Consider the following 20822-nt stretch of genomic DNA (forward strand, 5'->3'; position numbering starts at 1 on the left):
TTTATGATTTTTAGTATTTAAAAAAGTTATTATATCGTTTATTATTTTTAAATAATTTGAAATTTGAGCTTATCGTTCCAATGCATTACGCAACTTTAACAACAATAAATGTGAGCCACAAAAAGACTAAACAGTTTACTCCTCCAACAATTAAATAATTTTGCTGTTATTAAGCACTCATTTTAGTTTTTTAAAAATAAATTTGATGCCATAACTCCAATTATGTGACTCACCCAATAATGGGAATATAGGGTTTATTGTACCATGCTTTTTCATTTTTAACCATGTCAACGTTTTAAATTTAGAAAGATAGTGTGGAAAATGTTTTTCAATAAAATAAAGGCGTGAAAAATCGTAATAAACACCAAGCTGATTTGAAATGGTGAATGAATCTTTGTGAGATCTAAAGAATGCAACCGCTTTATTTGTTGTTTTAATTTTTGAGTACAGTAAAGCAGTATTCAAAAATAATAATAAGTCATTTCCTGCGCCAAATTTTTTAAAATCTAAATTTAACGTATTTGGGATATCTATAATTAATGATGTTCTCAAGTCACTTGTTCGAAACAAAGAGCACCCCGGAGAAACGGAAAAACCATAAAAGTTATTTAGTAATACATCCTGTAAATAAAATGACGATGAATGTATAGTATTGACTTCAACTTTCTCAGAATAATCCTTTTCCACATCTGTAGCAAAAACTTTTATTTTAGATAGCACAAATGCTGTTTGTTCGTCAAAAACAGCTAATGTTTCTTCAATAAAATTTTCTGAAATTAAATCATCTGAAAATAAAATCTTTCCATATTCCCCCTTTGCCTCATCTATGCATCGCTTCCAATTTAACACAGGCCCAACGTTTACATCATTCTGAAATATTTTAATACGACTGTCCTTTGCGGCAAAATTCTTTAATACGACCCAGGTTTCATCTGTACTACAATTATCAACTATGATTATTTCAATATTAGTATAGGTTTGATTTATAGCACTTTCAATAGTTTCCCCTACTATATATTCTCTATTATAGACAGGTATTAGTATACTTACTAACGGATTTTTTATCATTTTAAAATTAGTTTACCTATAGAGTATAATATATCGACGCACTTCAAATAGACAAAATATTTTTGCCCATATAATTTTCTAATTCTGTTATTATACCAATCTTTTTCTTCTTTATTTAATCTTGTTAATTGACTGTTATAACTCTGTCTTAATTGTCTTTTCAGCGGTTTCACATAAAACGACTTTTTTAATCCGTTTTTATTTCCAAACGCAAGTATTCTATCATGATAATTTATGTAATCTTTCCATTTACTTTGTATTGACAACACCACGTTGTCATCACCCGTCATATCATATATCCCAATTAGCCTTTTTATATATCCAACATCACCTTGTAACATTGATATCAAAAAAGATTGAACATCATGTGTAATTAAGTTATCAATATAAAAATCATTCTTAATTGCTGTTTCTCTATTTAACAAAACAAAAAATATTTGAGATACCTCTTTAAAGTTAAAATAATTATTGTAGACGTCCTGTCCTTTTACATAAGAATTAAACCGATAAGACTCCATTTGGTCTTTTTCCTTAAATCTAATTAAAAAATCACCAAAAACCAATTGAATATTAGAGTTCTGTGTGATTATTAAAGAAGCATCTAATAGATAATCATCATAAATTAAATAGTTGTCATCATCCAAAATAATATAAAAATCACCAGTTGCTTTTTCAATGCAATTACGCCAATTAGGCACCATTCCGCGGTTTACTTTATTCTTGTAATATACCATATTCGGAACATCTAAGAAATCTGTTTTTATCATTTCCTCAGTTCCATCAATGGAACAATTATCCGAAATAATTAATTCATAATTATTATATGTCTGTTTTAAAACAGATTCAATTGCTCTTTTAAGCTTTCCTTTTCTATTGTATGTCGGAATACAAACAGATATTTTAATGTTCATTAACTAAATATTTTTGTTAATAATGGTGATTTTTTATTTGAAAAAATAAAATAATAAACTTGTATTGGGTTTATAATAAAAACTAGAACTCCACTTACTAATGTTCCTAACACTACCCCATTTATACCCATCGCATAATGTTTTGCAAATAAAATTGAAAGAGGGATATTAATTATTGCAGAAATAAGTACTAATATTGTATTTAATCTGACTTTTGACAAACCGTTCAATACCATACCAAAAATATTATTCCACACTACAAAAAACGCTTGAATCACAAATAATAAAATAAATTCATTTCCAATAACATCAAAACTTTTTCCAATCCAGATTTTTAAAATCGGTTTAAACAATAATGCCATCAAAATCAACCCAAAGATTATATATGGAATAATTTTTAATTGTTTCTTTATAATACGTCTCATCCAATTATAATCATTCAAGATATGGGCCTCTGTATATGCAGACCATAAGGGAGCCATCGCAATACCAAATACCATATAAGAAATACTAAAATATTTTTGGGTAATCGAAAAAGGCGTAACATTTTCAGGACCTAATACTTGAGTTATTATCATTAAATCTGTTTGAGCAATAATAATAATTGAAATTTGTATGATAAAATATTTAAAACCTAAGCCAAATAAGTCTTTGGAATATTTCCATCGAACATGTGACCAACTTGGACTAAAGTCAATATATTCGTCATTAAAACTTTTTAAGCTAAAAATAATATACACAATTATTGGGATTATTGAATAAGCTATACCAAAAAATAAAAGACTATTATATGCTGATTTATATAGAATAAATACAACTATAAAAGATATTATACCGCTTACTAAATTTATTACTGAATTTCTTGAAGTTTTTTGACTTGCACTGTATAAAGCCCCTACAAGCTTAACAACGAATTGGATTAAAAAAAATGTAAAAATCCAAAAAACTAACTTCGAAAAATCTTTAATCTCATTTTTAGGAACGTTGAAAATTATTCCCCAATCGACAAAATTATAAACTATTAAAAATATTATAAATACGACAAACATAATTATTGTCATCAAAGCATAAGTTGTACTTACATATATTCTGGCTTTTTTGTAATCTTTTAACGCTACTGATTCTGCAAATTTATTTCTTAATCCATTTCCTAATCCAATATCAAAAAAAGTAACCCACGTTATTACTGAACTTAATGTAATCCATATACCATACTTAACATCTCCAAGATAACGCAGTAAAAGTGGTACTAATGCTAAATTAAGTGCGATTTGAAACCCATTTAATATGAACATTGAAAGCATCTGTTTCTTTAACTGAACCGTTCTTAAATGTCCTGAATTAATCCATAATTTTAACTTTTTCAACTGTATCTTACTCATCAAAAATGTTATTTATAATTTGGTTCTACAGTACCATCAAGCCATTCAAGCATTTTAATTATACCTTTTTTAGCTTCAATTTGGGGTTTCCAAGAAGTAAGCGCTACTATTTTTTTATTGTCAGCAACAAATAACAATTGATCACTTTCTCGAGGAGGTAATTTATTATAATCCATTTTCACATCCAGTAATTCCTCTAACAAACCAAAAAGCTCCAGTAAAGACAAACTGTTTTCTATACCACCTCCTATGTTAAAAGCGTTACCTTGTACCTTATCTATATTTTTTACAGCAGAAAAATATAGTGAGACGACATCATCTGCATGCAATACATCTCTTACTTGTTTTCCCGTTCCAGAAATGGTGAATTTTTCTGTGTTTGAATGGTTTTTAATTTCTAGCGCTTTTTGACAAAACCACCCAATCCATCCCTGATCAATTGTGGCATGTTGGTTGCCTCCATACATAGAAGAATGCCTAAACACGACTGTTTTTATGCCATAAATGCGATTAAAATCCAATAGATACTGATCAGCGGTGCCTTTAGAGCAACCATAGGGCGAATGAAAATTCAGCGGTGCCTTTTCATCAAAACCATTAGGGTATTCTTTGCATAAATACCTTGTTTCGTTTTCTTCAAAAGTTAATTCATCAAAATCACCATATACTTTATTTGATGATGAATACAATACCATTGCATTGGGTGCATATTTCCTGATAGAATCCAATAAATTGAATGTTCCCATCGCATTTATTTCAAAATCCAATCTTGGATTATTAATGGAAGTGGTCATCGCTACTTGCCCAGCCAGATGGAAAACAACATCGGGCTGTTCTTCTTTAATTACCGTTTCAACGTCATTTAAATTTCGGATATCAAAGGGATAGTATTTAAATTCACCCTGTTTTTTAAGCCACTCTAAGTTTAGAGCACTTCCATATCGAAATAAATTATCAAAAACAACCAGTTCTTCTCCTCTTTTTAAAACTTCGGCAGCCAAATTACTGCCTATAAATCCACAACCTCCTGTTATTAGATACTTCATTTTTTATTCTTTTAAAAATTTTTGAATTCCTTCCATAATGGTCACTTTTGGTTTCCATCCCAACCCGATTAATTTTGTATTATCCAATTCTGGAATCATAACATCTCCTTTTCTGTACGGAATTTTGCCGAATTTTAACTTGTAAGCTATTTTACTTTTATTTAATTTTTCTAATTCTCCAGCAAGAATTAATACAAATTCTTTTACCTCAGTAAATATATTTGTCCCAATGTCAAATTGACTCCACTTTGGCAAACTCATTTTTTTTTGTAAAACTAAATCGTATGCGGCAATAACATCCGTTATGTAAATAAAATCTCTTTTCTGAATTCCAGAGGTTAAATTAATATCGTCTGTTTTATTAATCATTTCATTCCTTAGCCAAGGCAAAAACTTATTCGTATCGTCTTTAGGGCCATACATATGTTCAATTTTAAAATTAATGATTTGTATCTTTTCCGAACGTTGATAAAGCCAATCGGCAAATTGTGCTTTAGATAAACTATAATCATTAAGATTTCTGGGCAATAATGAGTCCGTATTAATAAATGTTTGCACCTTATTTTTTATTGCTTCATCCAATAAATTTAAACCAAAAATTAAATTTGAATTAACAATATCAATTAAACTTTCATTAGTTCTACCATAACTGCAAACCGTATTGATTATTACATCAATTTTTTTATGACTAAAAACTGTTTTAAAATCGACTGTATCAATATTATAAATTTTTACTTTATCTAACAAATGATTAATTCTCCAAGTGTCAGATGTAGTTCTTTTTAAAACTATTACATCTAATCCCTGTTTAATAAAGGACTCCAGTAGATGGCTTCCTAAAAACCCAGTTGCACCAGTTAACAAGATGGTACTCATTAGAAATTTAAACCAAAAAATTCTTCCATTTTTTCGACCACAAAATCCAAATGATCGTTTGTCAATGCAGGTTGCACACCAACCCAAAAAGTATCATTCATGGTCTTGTCCGTATGTGTTAACTCCCCTACAACACGGTATTCAATATCTTTAAAGTATGGCTGTTTCGTTAAATTACCGGCAAATAACAACCGAGTGCCTATTTTATAATTGTCTAAAAATTTTAATAAATCAACTCGGTTAGAACCGCAATTATCTTTGAGCGTAATAGGGAAACCAAACCAAGAAGGATTACTATTTTCAGTTGCTACTGGTAAATGAATAAAATCATTTAAGGTTTGTAGCTTTTCTTTTAAATATGCGAAATTTTCACGACGTCTGGCAATAAAAAAATCTAATTTATCCAGCTGCGCCAAGCCACAGGCCGCTTGCATATCGGTAATTTTTAAATTATAGCCTAAGTGTGAGTACACATATTTATGGTCGTATCCATAAGGTAAATCACCATGTTTTTGTTCAAAACGGCAGCCACAGGTGTTGTCACAACCCGGCGCACAGTAACAATCACGCCCCCAATCTCTGTAGGATTCTGCGATAGATTTTAACTCAGGAGAATTCATGAACACAGCGCCACCTTCTCCCATAGTCATGTGGTGGGCAGGATAAAAACTCAAAGTACCAATGTCGCCAAAAGTACCGCATTTTTGTCCGTTATATTCAGCACCTAGTGCATCACAAGTATCTTCAATCAACCAAAGATTGTATTTTCTACACAATTCGGTAACCTTATTCAAATTAAAAGGATTACCTAAAGCGTGCGCCAACATTATCGCTTTTGTTTTTGGGGTTATCGCAGCTTCAATTAAATCTGCATTAACATTGTGGGTATGAATGTCAACATCTACAAAAACTGGAATGGCCCCAAATTGAATAATAGGATTTACTGTCGTAGGAAAACCAGCGGCAACGCCTATCACCTCATCTCCTTTTTTGATGGCGCGATCTCCTAATTTGTGAGAAGTTAATGTGGTAAATGCCACTAAATTTGCCGAGGAACCTGAGTTTACAGACAAACAATGTTTCACACCTAAAAAAGCGGCTAACTTTTTTTCGAATTCGGCATTAAAGCGACCTGTTGTTAGCCAAGCATCTAAGGATGCCGCAACCATATTCTGCATTTCTTCCTCACCTAATAACTTTCCCGAAGGAGGAACAACAGTTTCACCCGGGATAAAAGGGGTTGCTGCATAATTAATAGCAGCGTATTTTGATACTAAACCAGCTATTTCCGTTCGTAAATTTTCTAATTGTTCTTTCTTTTCCATCATTATAATTTATCAGTATATAAATCTATTTCTTTTAAACATTCTTTTTTTAAGTCCTCTTTATTCATCCAAGCTTTATGCCAATTCACAATTGATTTTAGCGTAAATTCTAAATTCCATTGGGATTCCCAATTTAGTCTTTGCTTCGCTTTAGAACAGTCTAATTTTAAAAAACCTGCCTCATGAGGATTATTGTTTTTGTCTAATTGCCAACTTGCTCCAGCTCCCCAATTCGATACCATTTTATCTAAAATCCAATTCACCGATCTGCAGTCTTCGTCTTTAGGACCAAAATTCCAAGCTTCTGCATGATCATGACCATTTATATATAAATTTTCTGCTAAAACTAAATAGCCTGAAAGAGGTTCCAAAACATGTTGCCATGGTCTTGTAGACAAAGGATTACGCACCACTACCGCTTCTGATTTTTCGAAGGCTTTTAAAATATCAGGAATAAGCCTATCATCAGCCCAATCACCACCACCTATCACATTTCCTGCTCTAGCTGTTGCTAATGCGGCACTATCTTTAGTATTAAAAAAAGAATTTCTATAAGCTGCTGTCACTAATTCAGCACAACCCTTACTACTGCTGTACGGATCATGACCGCCCATAGGTTCATCTTCTCGATATCCCCAAGCCCATTCCTTGTTTTCATAGCACTTGTCTGTTGTGACGGATACAATCGCCTTGAGATTAGGGCAATTTCTAGCGGCTTCTAATACATTCACGGTACCAATTACATTTGTAGTATACGTATCAACTGGCTCAATGTAAGATAATCGGACTAAAGGTTGTGCTGCCATGTGAATTAAAACATCTGGATTAAAGTCCAACATACTTTTCCTTAGCATTTCCAAATCCCTAATATCGCCCATTTGAGATTCCATTGTTGCTGCCACATCTGCCTCTACAAACAATGATGGATTAGTCGGTGGTGCTAAAGAGTATCCTTTAACAACTGCTCCCATAGATTGTAGCCAAAGTGACAACCAACTACCTTTGAATCCGGTATGTCCTGTCAAAAAGACTTTTTTACCTTTCCAAAAAGCAGAATTCACTTTTCCTTTTATTCCCTCCATAATTTCCAAGGTGCTTGATTACTATCCCATAATTCTTCTAAATGAACTTTATCTCTCAACGTATCCATAGGTTGCCAGAAACCTTCATGCTTGAATGCCATTAATTGGTTGTCTGAAGCCAAACCTTTCAATGGACCTTGTTCCCATACCGTAGAATCATCAGTTATTCTGTCAATAACCTTTGGAGACAACACAAAAAAACCACCATTAATTAAAGCGCCATCACCTCTTGGTTTTTCTTGAAACTGGCGTACTTCATTGTCAACAATATCCAAGGCACCAAATCGCCCTGGTGGATAGGTAGCGGTTAAAGTAGCCTCTTTACCATGGGCTTTGTGAAAGGCTAATAACTCCGCAATATTCACATCCGCAACACCATCTCCATAAGTAAAACAAAAACTTTCTTCCTCTTTTAAATATTGGGACACTCTTTTAAGTCTTCCTCCAGTCATAGAATCATCACCTGTATCCACTAAAGTTATAGTCCACGGTTCTGCTCTTTCTTCATGCACCACCATTTTGTTATCTTTCATATTAAAGGTAACATCAGATTGATGCAAAAAATAATTTGCAAAATACTCTTTAATCACATACCCCTTATACCCACAACAAATAATAAAATCGTTAATCCCATAATGGGAATAAGTTTTCATAATATGCCATAAAATGGGTTTGCCTCCAATTTCCACCATCGGTTTTGGCTTGGATACGGTCTCTTCGCTTAGACGCGTTCCCAAACCTCCTGCAAGAATGACTGCTTTCATAAATTTATATTTAATAACAATTTTTACTATTTGTAATTTAATTTTTTAGCGAAATAGACTCAAGATTTACCAATAAATAATTATGATGTAAGTATTTATTAAAAAATTAACTCGTTAACCAATTATCCCTTTTTTAACTGCTAATAAATGCGTCCGAATAAAATGAATCCTCTGATAACCCATTATTTATCACTAATTCTCTTGAATCTTTGATCATATTTTCTGAACCACAAGCATAAAAAACACTGTCTGTTAAATCAATATCGTTAGAAAGAACAACATCTTGAACGTAGCCTTTTGCACCATTCCACTTATCATCGCTTCTACTTAAAACCGGTACAAATACTACCTTAATATTTGCGAATTTTGGCTCCCAAAACAAGTCTTCTTCTGCTCTGCCTCCAAAAAACAAATAAATGATTTTATTAATCAGTTCGCTATGGTTTTCATCCATTTGTTCCAGCATTGCTTTCACAGGTGCTATTCCAGTTCCTGTTGCCAAAAAAACAATATTTTTTTTATTGGTCTTTCGGTAAAAAAAAGTTCCGATTGGACCCTCTATCCTAAGCAGGTCATTTATTTTTGCCTCTTTAAACAAATACTGGCTGAACTTTCCACCTTCGTAATTCTTTATAAAAAAAACTAAATTTTGGTTTGAATTACTACTGGCAATAGAATAGCTCCTCTTGTAGTCCCCTTTGATAATATTAATATACTGGCCTGATAAATACTTAAAATTAGATTGTGGCGGTATCCGCAATTGTAATTCGACAACATCATCTGAAATTATTGTAATCTTATCTACTTTTGAGGGTAATGTTCTCACTTGTTCTAATGCATATTTACTCAAATCTTCGATGTCTAACGTTAAATCCGATGTTGGCTTCCTTACACACGTTAAGATATACCCATTTAATTTATCTTGATCACTTAATCCTACTTCATCAATTGATCCAGTTGAAGTACCTCTAATAAGTTTAGCCTTACAGGACTGACAACGACCTGTTTTGCAATTATAGTCTAAGGTAATATTCTGTTTCTGGGCACCAATCAAAATAGTGTCTGCTGGAGCACATAAAAAATTGGTGTCGTTTTTAAGTCTTATGGTAAACATACTGTAATATTAATGATTTTTACTGCTCAAATAATTAAGATTATTTAACTTAAGTCTTCAAAGAAATTCGCTGATTTTCTTAAAATTAAATAGATAAATTATTTTTTAATAAATTTTGGAAATAGTAACTTGTTAATGTATTATCAAACGATTATATTTTTTTTTAAACAACTTAATAATCAAAAAAAATAATTCACAAGGAAAACCAATAAAAATAGTTCCGGTTCTTATTCCAAAATCTATCAAACACTAGTCTTTTTAATTCATTTTTATAGCGTTGCATGATGTCTTTTACTAAAGCCGGAATTCCTATTTACATTAGCTATCTAATTTTGGTTTTACTTACAGTGTATCTTGGTGGTATTTTAAAAACAAATAAATAGTATGTAAAGTTTATCTAATTAATTCAAAAAATACATTACCCAATAAATGTTGGCCATTTGCTTACTTGCAGTAAAATAATTATCCATACAAATTACTTCATTTCCTTCATTATATCTCTCACAAAAATGAGCTCCAATAAAACCTGCTACTCCAGTTACTAAAATACTTTTCATTTTTTTTTCTATTTTCCAATTGAAAATCTGGATTTGCACAAAATTCAACTTAGCTTTTTGTATCTATATTTTCTGCTATGAACTCTATTTGTATTCAAACCGCATTACCTACCTTACAAAACGAACTACTGTCAAAATTTTTTAAATGTTATTCCTTTTTATAACACTTGATTAGTATTCATCACTCCACAAAAATCTAACACCACTTTATCTTTTGAAATTTCCAAGTTTTTAAATTCATTATGTGAAACCAGAAAAACAACAATATCCGCTTTTTCTATAGCTTCTTTATAATTGGTTATCTTAAAAACATGATGATCCTCAATGTTAGGCTCAACTATATAATATTGTTCGTCCTGGGCATCTTGCATAACTTTTTGCGCTATATATTTTGCAGGAGACTCTCTCAAATCATCTATATTGGGTTTAAATGCCAATCCCATGATCGCTACACTAGCTTTTCTACCTTCTTTTAATTGAAACTCCAGCTTAGCTGTTTTTACTTGCTCCGCACACCAGAATGATTTATAATTATTTATTTCTCTCGCAGAGGCAATGATTTTAGACTCCATAGGATAGTCAGCTACAATAAAATAAGGATCCACCGCAATACAATGACCCCCCACTCCGCAACCTGGCTGCAATATGTTTACTCTTGGATGCTTGTTAGCAAGCTGGATTAAATCCCAAACATTAATATCAGCCTTGGCACAAATCAAAGACAATTCATTGGCAAAAGCAATTTGTACATCTCTGGAGGAATTCTCAACTAATTTACACATTTCTGCTGTTCTAGCATTGGTTGGGTGCAATTCTCCTTTTACAAATTGGCTATAAAAAGCGATTGCTTTTTGGGTCGATGCTTCATCCACACCACCAATTACACGATCATTATGCACCAATTCATACATTACGTTGCCTGGTAACACACGTTCTGGGCAATAGGCAATGTGTATTTTATCTCTTAATTCTGGACGTTCATTATAAATAAAATGTAGCATCTTCTCGGTAGTTCCAATTGGAGAAGTTGATTCAATAATATATAGATCTCCAACTTTTAAAAATGGAAGTATGGATTTAGTTGCAGCAAGAACGAAAGAAATGTCTGGTTCGTTTTTTGCTTTAAAAGGAGTAGGAACAACAATTAAATACGTATCAGCAACAACCGGTTTGGTATCTGCTTTTAAAAACCCCTCATGTACTGCCTTAGAAACTGCTAAATCAAGGGAAGGCTCCACTATATGAATTTTTCCAGAATTGATAATATCTACTACATTTTGGTTAATATCAACCCCATGAACAGAAATATTATTGTTCGCAATCAATGCTGATGTGGGTAATCCAATATATCCTAAACCTATAGTTACAACTTTTACTTGACTCATTTTTTATTTTATTTTGTAGCTGTTAAATCTTTTTCTTTTGACAATTGCATAATATGATCTACAATACGTTCGCTCGCTTTTCCGTCTCCGTAAGGATTATGTAAGGCACTCATGTGTTCATACCTAACTTTGTCATTTAGTAAACTATTGCATTCTCTTACAATTTTATCTTTATCTGTTCCTACCAAAATTACGGTCCCAGCATCAACTGCTTCTGGACGCTCCGTGGTATCGCGCATGACTAAAACAGGCTTTCCTAAACTTGGGGCTTCTTCTTGTACACCACCACTATCTGTAATAATTAGGCAGGATTTATTCATCAGCCAGACAAATGCAGGATAAGCTAATGGACTAATTAATTTTATCGAGGGAATTTCACCTAGAATTTCATAAACAGGTCCTTTCACATGTGGATTTAAATGTACAGGATATACAATTTCGATCTCTGGATTCATTAAAGCAATTTCTTTCAAAGCACTACAAATATTAATAAAGCCTTCCCCATGATTTTCCCTTCGGTGTCCCGTTACCAATATAACGCGTTTTGTAAAGTCCAGTTCGTTTTTTAAGAATTCAATTTCCTTGTTTTGAATTGAATTTACTTTAGTAGAACTGTCTAAAAGGGCATCGATAACGGTATTTCCTGTAATTAGAATCGTGCTTGCATCAATATTCTCTTTCAATAAATTCTCTTTAGAAGTAATTGTTGGGGCAAAATGTATATCGGCAATGCGTCCTGTTATCTGCCTGTTTATCTCTTCAGGAAAAGGAGAAAGCTTGTTATGGGTTCTTAAACCAGCCTCAATATGGCATACTTTAGCACCAGAATAAAAGGCGGCAACACTTGAGGCCATTGTTGTTGTGGTATCACCGTGCACATATACATAATCCGGCTGAAATTCCTCTAAAACGGGCTTCAATCCTAAAATAATATCAGAAGTCAGCGAATATAAGTTCTGGTTTGGTTTCATCAAATCCAAATCATAATTCGGAGTGATTTCAAAAAAATCCAAAACCTGATCCAACATTTCACGATGTTGTGCCGTAACAAAAACCCGGGTATCAAATAATTGGGGATACATTTTAAACTGTTTTACCAAAGGTGCCATCTTAATGGCTTCAGGACGAGTTCCAAATATTATTAAATTTTTTATCATCTTAATTTTTGAGCTTTGTGCTTTTATAAACTCAATTACCTTTATTAATGCAAATGAAAAGGTATTATCTACTCGAAATAATTCAACGTTTTATACCCTCCGTCTTTTAAGTATTGGTCTTTCTGCATCAGTTTTAAGTCACTTTGCATCATGTCTTTGACTAAGGCTGCTAAATCATACTTACATTCCCACCCCAATTTGGTTTTTGCTTTGGTTGGATCACCAATTAACAAATCGACTTCTGTTGGTCTGAAATATTTAGGGTCAACTGCTAACACCTCTTTCCCAATTTCCAATTGAAATTCAGGTTTAGAGCAGGCTTTTACATACGCTTTTTCATCTATACCTTCTCCTTTAAACTCCAGTTCAATGCCAACTTCAGCAAAACTCATTCGTACGAATTCACGTACCGGTGTCGTTTTCCCAGTCGCGATGACCCAGTCTTCGGCTTCATCGGCCTGAAGAATCATCCACATCATCCGTACGTAATCTTTGGCATGACCCCAATCGCGTTTCGCATCCAAGTTTCCTAAATACAATTTGTCTTGTAAACCCAGAGCAATTCTTGAAGTCGCTCTGGTAATCTTACGTGTGACAAAAGTTTCTCCACGAATAGGCGATTCATGATTAAACAAAATACCGTTACAGGCATACATTCCATAAGCTTCTCTGTAATTTACGGTAATCCAAAAGGCATACATCTTGGCTACAGCATACGGTGAACGAGGGTAAAAAGGAGTGGTTTCTGATTGTGGCACTTCCTGTACTTTACCATACAACTCAGAAGTGGAAGCTTGATAAATACGGGTCTTCTTTTCTAATCCCAACAAACGAACGGCATCCAAAATACGCAAAGTTCCCAATCCATCGGCATTCCCTGTATATTCGGGTGTCTCAAAAGAAACCGCTACATGGCTCATGGCGGCCAAATTATAAATTTCATCAGGCTGTATTTCCTGAATCAAACGAATTAAATTGGTCCCATCAGTCATGTCCCCATAATGCAAAAAGAAATTACGGTGGTCTACATGCGGATCTTGATACAAATGATCAATACGATCGGTGTTAAATAACGAAGAACGTCTTTTTAATCCATGAACGATGTATCCTTTTTTAAGTAAAAATTCGCTTAAATATGCTCCATCTTGTCCCGTTACTCCGGTAATAAATGCTGTTTTTTGTATTGTACTCATTTTTTTAGCTTAAATGATTATTCGATTATTTACTTAGTTGTTTCGCCTCTCGATAAAAGAATTAATTTTATTATTTTATAAAAAAGACCGTGCTAATTGTTTTATCAATTGCTGAATCTGATATGTGATTAATTGTTTTTATTTCGCTTCATCGACTATTCTTTTCCTAAACGATTAACTTTTTCTCTAAAAAGTTCAACTGATAAACTTTTTCCTATCCAGTTAATTTTTTTCGTAACGATTAATTTTTTTTTTAAACAATTAACTTCTTCCTAATCCAATAAACGATTATCCCCTCTAAATTTTCACTTCCTTAAATCGATCTATATTCTCTAAAAACCAATTGTATGTTTTCTGTATACCTTCTTCCAACTGCACCTGATGTTTCCATCCCAAAGCGTGCATTTTAGCTATGTCCATTAACTTTCTTGCAGTACCGTCCGGTTTACTGGCATCCCAAATGATTTCTCCTTGATGTCCCGATATTTTTTGGATAGTTTCGGCCAGCTGTCTGATGGTCAAATCTTCTCCTGTTCCCACATTGTATAAATATTCCGGAAGTTTATTTTCCAAAGCAAAAATAACTGCAGCAGCCATATCATCCACAAAAAGAAACTCACGCATGGGTGTTCCGCTACCCCAAAGAGTAACAGGAGCATGATTGTTTTCTTTGGCTTCATGAAATTTACGCATCATTGCCGGTAAAACATGAGACGTATTTAAATCAAAATTGTCATGGGTACCGTATAAGTTTGTAGGCATTAAACTCACATAATCCTTTCCAAATTGTTTGCGAATGGCTTCGCAAGCCTTAACACCCGCGATTTTTGCAATAGCATAGCATTCGTTCGTAGGTTCCAAAGTACCAGTAAGCAAGTACTCCTCTTTTAAAGGCTGTGGCCCCAATTTTGGATAAATACAAGAACTCCCTAAAAAAATAAACTTCTCCACTCCGGATTTTAAAGAAGAATCGATAAGATTATTCTGGATCTGCATGTTCTCCATAATAAATTGGTACGGATAATCATTGTTGGCCAAAATACCGCCCACACGAGCTGCGGCATCAATGATCACTTCCGGTTTTTCGGCAGCAATAAAATCCGCAACCGCTTGTTGATTTCTTAAATCTAAGACAGTACTTGAAACTCCCATTAAATTAGTATAGCCTTTAACTGTCAAAGTTCTCCAAATGGCACTTCCTACCATGCCATTATGACCTGCTATATATATTTTAGAATCTTTGTTCATAACGATCATTTAATTTAACAAATCTGAATTTTGTTTTTCCAGAGCACTGTAAACATTTTTTACATCTTGAGAATTCTCTTTTTGAAGAATTAAATTAGCGGTCTCCGTGTAAACAAAAATAGTATTTTTTACCCCTACAAAAGCAGTGTAATTAGTAGTACCGATTACCATATTCCCGTTAGTGTCGACCGCATGTCCTGTAGCTTCCAAATAATCATAAACCGATTCAAAAGAACCCAAATCAGACCAAACGAAGGTCGAAGGAACAACTTTTATCTTCTTACTACGCTCCATCACAGCGTAATCAACACTGATTGACGGAATATCCATCGATAAGGCCAAATCTAAATTTCCATCAATATTGGCGTCCCAAGCTATTTTTGATTTTTCATATACTTCAGGAGCAAACAATTTTAATTCTTCCAAAAAAACGCCTGCTTTAAAACAAAACATGCCACTGTTCCAGAGAAAATTCCCTTTGGCAATAAAATCAGTCGCAGTAACTTTATTGGGCTTTTCACGAAAGGATACAACATCGTTTCCTTTTCTTTCAATATAGCCATAACCCGTCTCCGGTTTAATTGGGACAATCCCAAAAGTGACAATAAAACCGTTAGAAGCCTTTTCAATGGCCTCCTGAATGGCTTTATTATACTGTTCCATGTCATCGATAATATGATCCGATGGCGTCACAATTAAAATGGCCTCCGAATCAGAAGCCAACGCAGCAAAAGCAATGGCTGCAGCCGTATTTCTTGGAGTAGATTCTATAATATCAATATAAGAAGTATTCGATTTCTCTAAAACCTGTCTGCTCAAATGGCAGTTGTCAATGTTGCCAACAACCATAACCTGATCCACTAAAGTACGATTGCGTTCTACAGTCATTTCAAATAAAGACTTACCTTCAAATAAATCTAAATATTGCTTGGGTTGGCTTTTTCTGGATAATGGCCACAATCGGCTTCCCACTCCACCGGTAAGAATAACATGCGTGATTGAATGTTTATTTTCCATATTATATTCGTTGTTCGTTGTTCGTTGTTCGAGTTTCGTTGTTCGATGTTTATTGTTCAAAATTCGTTGTTTGTTGTACGAGTTTCGTTGTCCGAGCAGCGGTGTAAGTTAAACGAAAAACGACAATTGAGATTCGAGATTCAATGGACGTTGAACGCTGAAGGAAAAACGCTAGTCGAGAAGCAATGGACGTTGGACATTGAACGAAAAACGGTAGTCGAAAATCGTTAGACGTTAAACGGATAACGATTTAATTAATTTATACAACATCATTTTTATTCTTGTGCACAATTCAAATAAAAACTTATAATCAGAATCAGTAATGTAACCTAAATCTTTAGACAAATACAAATGATAATTTGTTTCTTCTAATGATCCTTTTGCTATGTATAAGAACTGTATGAACTCTTTTTTATATTGTCTTGCCTGAGCTTCAATTATATTTGTGGGAACGCTACTTACACTTCTTCTCACTTGACTCATAAGACCAAATTGTTCAGATTTTGGGAAGCATTGCGTAATTTTGTAGACCTGTAAAGTGAGCTGATGAGCTAATTTCCAAACTTCTAAATTTGATTCCATATTTTATTCGTTGTTCGATGTTCGAAATTCGTTAATCGAAATTCGTTGGTCGTTGTACGAAAATCGATGGACATTAAACGCTGGACGAAAAACGCCAGTCATATTTCGTTGTTCCAGTTTCGTTGTTCGATGGACGGTGGTCGAAAATCGATGGACGTTGGACGAAAAACGGTAATCGAAAATCGTTGGACGAAAAGCTAAGGACGATAGGCAACGCTCACAACCTTCCATCCGCCACATTTCCTAAAATACCTTTGACATCGTATAACAAACTGTTCTCATTTTGCAATTTGGAAAAATCGAGAGCTAGGAATTCACGATGTGCGACACCTAAAACAACCGCATCAAATTTTTCCTTTGGTAAAGTAGCAGTGGTCATTAAACGGTATTCATGCTGTACTTCTGAAGGATTAGCCAAGGGGTCATAAATAGTAATAGCAATTCCATAATCGGTCAAAGCTGTTATGACATCGACAATTTTTGTGTTGCGAACATCAGGACAGTTTTCTTTAAAAGTAATACCTAGCATCAATAAAGTAGCACCATTTACTGAAATTCCTTTTTTGATCATTAATTTTACAATCTGTGAAGCCACATAATCGCCCATACTGTCATTTAATCGACGTCCTGCTAAAATAATTTCTGGATGATAACCAAATTCTTGTGCTCTTTGCGCCAAGTAATAGGGGTCTACACCAATGCAGTGCCCGCCGACTAGACCCGGTTTGAAAGGAAGAAAATTCCATTTCGTACCTGCCGCTTCTAAAACGGCATGGGTATCAATTTGCATCAGATTAAATATTTTAGCCAATTCATTTACAAAAGCAATATTGATATCCCGTTGGGAATTTTCAATCACTTTAGCGGCTTCAGCTACTTTTATGGAGGGTGCCAAATGGGTACCTGCGGTGATTACTGATTTATATAGGGCATCTACTTTTTGGCCAATTTGCGGTGTTGAACCTGAAGTTATTTTTAAAATTTTTTCTACCGTATGCTCTTTATCACCGGGATTGATGCGTTCAGGAGAATACCCGACAAAAAAATCAACATTAAATTCCAGTCCGGAAACTTTTTCTAAAACGGGCACACATTCTTCTTCTGTCGCTCCAGGATACACGGTAGATTCATAAATAACGACATCTCCTTTTTTCAAAACTTTACCTACCGTTTCACTTGATTTATATAAAGGAGTCAAATCTGGACGATTGTTTTTATCGACAGGAGTTGGAACCGTTATTATATAATACGTACAGTTGGCTATTGCAGCTATGTCGGTGGTGCAATACAAACCGATAGAATCGCTTGGTTCCTGTAACAATACTTGTTGTAAAACTGAGTCCGATACTTCAAAAGTGGAATCAGTGCCGGACTGCAACGAAGCAACTCGGGACTGATTAATATCAAACCCGGTTACAGCATGCTGCGTCGCAAACAGTCGGGCCAATGGCAAACCCACATAACCCAAACCAATTACCGCTATTTTTTTGATGGAATTCATTTTTAAATTATAATCCTAAAACTTTTAACAATAATAATTTTAACGATTGTTTACTCTATGGCACCGCTACGCACTCCTTACTCACACAAAACGGAGCAGGAATCTAGTTAAATTAAGGAGGCAAATATAGCTACAATCGGCTATCAAAAAGAATACTCCAAAATAATTAAACATTAAATATTTGCAGGCACTTTAAATTAAATCACAAGCATCTGAAAGTCAATAGTTAAGCACGAATCTTTAATTCAATTTTAATTTTATTTTTCAATCTAAAAAACAGTTTTTGCCCCTTTTTAGCCCACCTTACAGATTTTACTCAAGTAATAAAAGTCTTATTTTATTCGTACAAAGCTCAATTTCCTGTAAAAGATAAAAAAAGGTCATGCAACACAAAAAACAAACACCTACTGCTTTATTTTCATTTTCAAGACACATCCTAAAGATTCCAAAACCAGCACATAATGTGTATTGGTCATTTCTTGAATCGTAGCTGTTTGTGCGGAGAATGGTCCTGATTCCAATTGTATGGAATCCCCTACTTGATAGGACGAAACGGCAACATCAATTGTATCGGACGTATTGAGCCATTTTTTTATAACTTCAATTTCTTCATTACGGACAATAGCCGGTTTTCCCAACCAAAATAAATACCGCACTACACCTACACATTCAAAAACAGCATTGCGTTCCCCTTCAGCTACCTGAACAAAAACATAGGAATTAAAAAGAGGAACTTCCACTTTTTTCTTTCGGTCAGACCATTGTCGCATTTGTGTAACCAATGGACAATAACATTCAATTCCTCTCTTTTGTAATTGTTCTGCAACTTTCTTCTCCCATTTGGGCTTTGTATACACTACATACCAATTCATCTCCTTTATTTTTTACAATACAATTAATATTCCGCGTCAAATTTGAAAGTAAACGCTTCTAAATTATAACACACCCTATATCATTAATATCCCTGAACCCATGACGCTATCGCTTACCGTTCTGAAATTCTTTATCTGTAACTATGCTGTTTGTTGCTTTGCCTCTGTTAAACTCTTTGTCAATATTTTTTTTTCAGTGCTTTTGATCTCTTCATTATTCTGGCCCATTATTTCTTTACAACTAGTATCTTTAGGAACCGATAGCTTGGTATACAAAACCAATAGCTTTCAAATCAGGACCATTCAACAAATTTCTACCATCAAAGATAAAAGCGGGCTTTTGCATCGAATCATAAATTTTTTGCCAGTCATACTGAGTGAATTCGTCCCACTCCGTGAGTATAGCAATAGCATGTGCGTTTTGGCAGGCTTCATAAGGATCCGTAAAAGAACTGATGCTGTTGGCATTGCGTTCCACATTTCTTGTTTCTAAATAATTTAAATCATCTATAATTTTTTTATTCGAAACTTTTGGATCGTAAACAGCAATATTTGCATGTTCGTTAATCAAATCATCGGCAACGTAAATAGCCGCAGATTCTCTGGTGTCGTTCGTATCTTTCTTGAACGCCCAACCCAAAAAAGTAATTTTTTTATCCGAGACTGTATTGTAAAGTGTTTGTACAATGGTATTGGAGAAACGTCTTTTTTGATGATCATTCATAATGATGACTTGTTCCCAATAATCGGCCACTTCGTTTAAACCGTATGATTTTGCGATGTAAACTAAATTTAAAATGTCTTTTTGAAAACAAGAACCCCCAAAACCAACGGAAGCTTTTAGAAATTTCGATCCAATCCTGCTATCCATTCCGATAGCTTTTGCTACTTCAGTGACATCAGCTCCTGTTTTTTCACAAAGTTCTGACATGGCATTAATCGAAGAAATACGTTGCGCCAAAAAAGCATTGGCGGTAAGCTTAGACAGTTCAGAAGACCAAACATTAGTAGTTAATATTTTATCTGAAGCAACCCAATTCGAATATACATCAACTAAAGCCTGAATTGCTTTTTTACCTTCCTCTGAAGCATCACCTCCAATAAGAATTCTATCGGGATTTAATAAATCAGAAACCGCTGTTCCTTCCGCTAAAAATTCTGGATTGGACAAAATTTGAAACTGCACACCATTACCGGTATTGTCAAGAATACTTTTAATAGCTTCTGCGGTTCGAACCGGTAGAGTAGATTTTTCTACCACTATTTTATTGTCTTTAGCTACGCGGGCAATTTGTCGGGCACACAACTCTATATATTTTAAATCAGCCGCCATGCCTTTTCCTTTTCCATACGTTTTAGTAGGCGTATTTACAGATATAAAAATAATCTGAGCTTCATCTATGGCTTTGTCAACGGCAGTGGAAAAAAATAAATTCCTTCCTCTTGCTTCCGCAACAATGGTATCCAATCCCGGTTCATAAATAGGAATATTTGAAGTGTCTTTATCATTCCAGGCGGCAATGCGCTCTTCATTCAAATCGACTACTGTTACTTGTATGTGTGGACATTTTTGAGCAATGACGGCCATCGTTGGACCACCAACATATCCTGCCCCAATGCAACAAATTTTTGTAATTTCCATTCTCTTATTTTTTATGCTCAATTATACCTTTTTATATTTCTAACCGTCATCTTTTCAACAAATATTATCTCATTACCCTCTGCTTACCTCTTACTATACC

General features: G+C 34.0%; 20 protein-coding genes. 1 reads left to right on the forward strand and 19 read right to left on the reverse strand.

The genetic code is table 11. The features are described 5' to 3' along the window. Positions 1-177: 177 nt before the first annotated feature. The 16 genes from ACP7AV_RS10025 to ACP7AV_RS10100 all read right to left on the reverse strand — a co-directional run bounded on the left by ACP7AV_RS10025 (position 178) and on the right by ACP7AV_RS10100 (position 16707). Positions 178-1068, reverse strand: coding sequence for a glycosyltransferase family 2 protein (locus ACP7AV_RS10025; protein WP_426091849.1), 891 nt, complete (start codon positions 1066-1068; stop codon positions 178-180). Further along, entirely contained in the window at positions 1065-1979 is a 915-nt protein-coding gene (locus ACP7AV_RS10030) for a glycosyltransferase family 2 protein (RefSeq protein ID WP_426091850.1), read from the reverse strand. Before ACP7AV_RS10030 ends, ACP7AV_RS10025 begins: the two co-directional genes overlap by 4 nt. Next, complete coding sequence (locus tag ACP7AV_RS10035; protein WP_426091851.1) at positions 1979-3361, reverse strand: lipopolysaccharide biosynthesis protein; 1383 nt, start codon at positions 3359-3361, stop codon at positions 1979-1981. Before ACP7AV_RS10035 ends, ACP7AV_RS10030 begins: the two co-directional genes overlap by 1 nt. 8 nt (positions 3362-3369) lie before the next feature. Next, positions 3370-4407, reverse strand: coding sequence for an NAD-dependent epimerase/dehydratase family protein (locus ACP7AV_RS10040; RefSeq protein WP_426091852.1), 1038 nt, complete (start codon positions 4405-4407; stop codon positions 3370-3372). A gap of 3 nt (positions 4408-4410) precedes the next feature. After that, complete coding sequence (locus ACP7AV_RS10045) at positions 4411-5283, reverse strand: NAD-dependent epimerase/dehydratase family protein (protein ID WP_426091853.1); 873 nt, start codon at positions 5281-5283, stop codon at positions 4411-4413. Beyond that, entirely contained in the window at positions 5283-6608 is a 1326-nt protein-coding gene (rfbH, locus tag ACP7AV_RS10050) for a lipopolysaccharide biosynthesis protein RfbH (protein ID WP_426091854.1), read from the reverse strand. Before rfbH ends, ACP7AV_RS10045 begins: the two co-directional genes overlap by 1 nt. Positions 6609-6610: 2 nt before the next feature. After that, the gene (gene rfbG, locus ACP7AV_RS10055) at positions 6611-7690 is read right to left on the reverse strand and encodes a CDP-glucose 4,6-dehydratase (RefSeq protein ID WP_426091855.1); all 1080 of its coding nucleotides are present in this window, start codon (positions 7688-7690) and stop codon (positions 6611-6613) included. Next, on the reverse strand, positions 7678-8454 hold the full coding sequence (gene rfbF / locus ACP7AV_RS10060) for a glucose-1-phosphate cytidylyltransferase (protein ID WP_426091856.1): 777 nt from the start codon (positions 8452-8454) through the stop codon (positions 7678-7680). Before rfbF ends, rfbG begins: the two co-directional genes overlap by 13 nt. 133 nt (positions 8455-8587) lie before the next feature. Beyond that, complete coding sequence (locus ACP7AV_RS10065) at positions 8588-9568, reverse strand: FAD-binding oxidoreductase (RefSeq protein WP_426091857.1); 981 nt, start codon at positions 9566-9568, stop codon at positions 8588-8590. Positions 9569-9969: 401 nt separating this feature from the next. Then, positions 9970-10125 (reverse strand): NAD-dependent epimerase/dehydratase family protein, encoded by a 156-nt coding sequence (locus ACP7AV_RS10070; RefSeq protein WP_426091858.1) that lies wholly within the window; start codon positions 10123-10125, stop codon positions 9970-9972. A 158-nt stretch (positions 10126-10283) separates the two neighbouring features. Beyond that, complete coding sequence (gene wecC, locus ACP7AV_RS10075) at positions 10284-11510, reverse strand: UDP-N-acetyl-D-mannosamine dehydrogenase (protein ID WP_426091859.1); 1227 nt, start codon at positions 11508-11510, stop codon at positions 10284-10286. Between the two features lie 8 nt (positions 11511-11518). After that, the gene (wecB, locus tag ACP7AV_RS10080; RefSeq protein ID WP_426091860.1) at positions 11519-12667 is read right to left on the reverse strand and encodes a non-hydrolyzing UDP-N-acetylglucosamine 2-epimerase; all 1149 of its coding nucleotides are present in this window, start codon (positions 12665-12667) and stop codon (positions 11519-11521) included. A gap of 68 nt (positions 12668-12735) precedes the next feature. Next, complete coding sequence (gene gmd / locus ACP7AV_RS10085; protein WP_426091861.1) at positions 12736-13860, reverse strand: GDP-mannose 4,6-dehydratase; 1125 nt, start codon at positions 13858-13860, stop codon at positions 12736-12738. Positions 13861-14157: 297 nt separating this feature from the next. Continuing rightward, on the reverse strand, positions 14158-15108 hold the full coding sequence (locus tag ACP7AV_RS10090) for a GDP-L-fucose synthase family protein (protein ID WP_426091862.1): 951 nt from the start codon (positions 15106-15108) through the stop codon (positions 14158-14160). Between the two features lie 9 nt (positions 15109-15117). Beyond that, a complete protein-coding gene (locus tag ACP7AV_RS10095; RefSeq protein WP_426091863.1) occupies positions 15118-16125 on the reverse strand; it encodes a mannose-1-phosphate guanylyltransferase in 1008 nt (335 codons plus the stop codon). A 234-nt stretch (positions 16126-16359) separates the two neighbouring features. Further along, positions 16360-16707: a four helix bundle protein gene (locus ACP7AV_RS10100; protein ID WP_426091864.1), complete on the reverse strand. Its 348-nt coding sequence runs from the start codon at positions 16705-16707 to the stop codon at positions 16360-16362. A gap of 66 nt (positions 16708-16773) precedes the next feature. Between ACP7AV_RS10100 and ACP7AV_RS10105 the strand changes: the two genes are divergently transcribed. After that, on the forward strand, positions 16774-16908 hold the full coding sequence (locus tag ACP7AV_RS10105) for a hypothetical protein (RefSeq protein WP_426091865.1): 135 nt from the start codon (positions 16774-16776) through the stop codon (positions 16906-16908). A 16-nt stretch (positions 16909-16924) separates the two neighbouring features. Here ACP7AV_RS10105 and ACP7AV_RS10110 read toward each other — a convergent pair whose 3' ends face one another. The 3 genes from ACP7AV_RS10110 to ACP7AV_RS10120 all read right to left on the reverse strand — a co-directional run bounded on the left by ACP7AV_RS10110 (position 16925) and on the right by ACP7AV_RS10120 (position 20722). Beyond that, positions 16925-18208 carry a nucleotide sugar dehydrogenase gene (locus ACP7AV_RS10110; RefSeq protein ID WP_426091866.1) on the reverse strand — a complete coding sequence of 428 codons (1284 nt, stop codon included), beginning with the start codon at positions 18206-18208 and terminating at the stop codon, positions 16925-16927. A 404-nt stretch (positions 18209-18612) separates the two neighbouring features. Continuing rightward, positions 18613-19080, reverse strand: a complete 468-nt coding sequence (locus ACP7AV_RS10115; protein ID WP_426091867.1) for a UpxY family transcription antiterminator — start codon at positions 19078-19080, stop codon at positions 18613-18615. A 250-nt stretch (positions 19081-19330) separates the two neighbouring features. After that, positions 19331-20722, reverse strand: a complete 1392-nt coding sequence (locus ACP7AV_RS10120; RefSeq protein WP_426091868.1) for a UDP-glucose 6-dehydrogenase — start codon at positions 20720-20722, stop codon at positions 19331-19333. Positions 20723-20822: the final 100 nt, after the last annotated feature.

It is taken from the genome of Flavobacterium sp. DSR3-2, from assembly GCF_049896525.1.
Taxonomy (GTDB): domain Bacteria; phylum Bacteroidota; class Bacteroidia; order Flavobacteriales; family Flavobacteriaceae; genus Flavobacterium.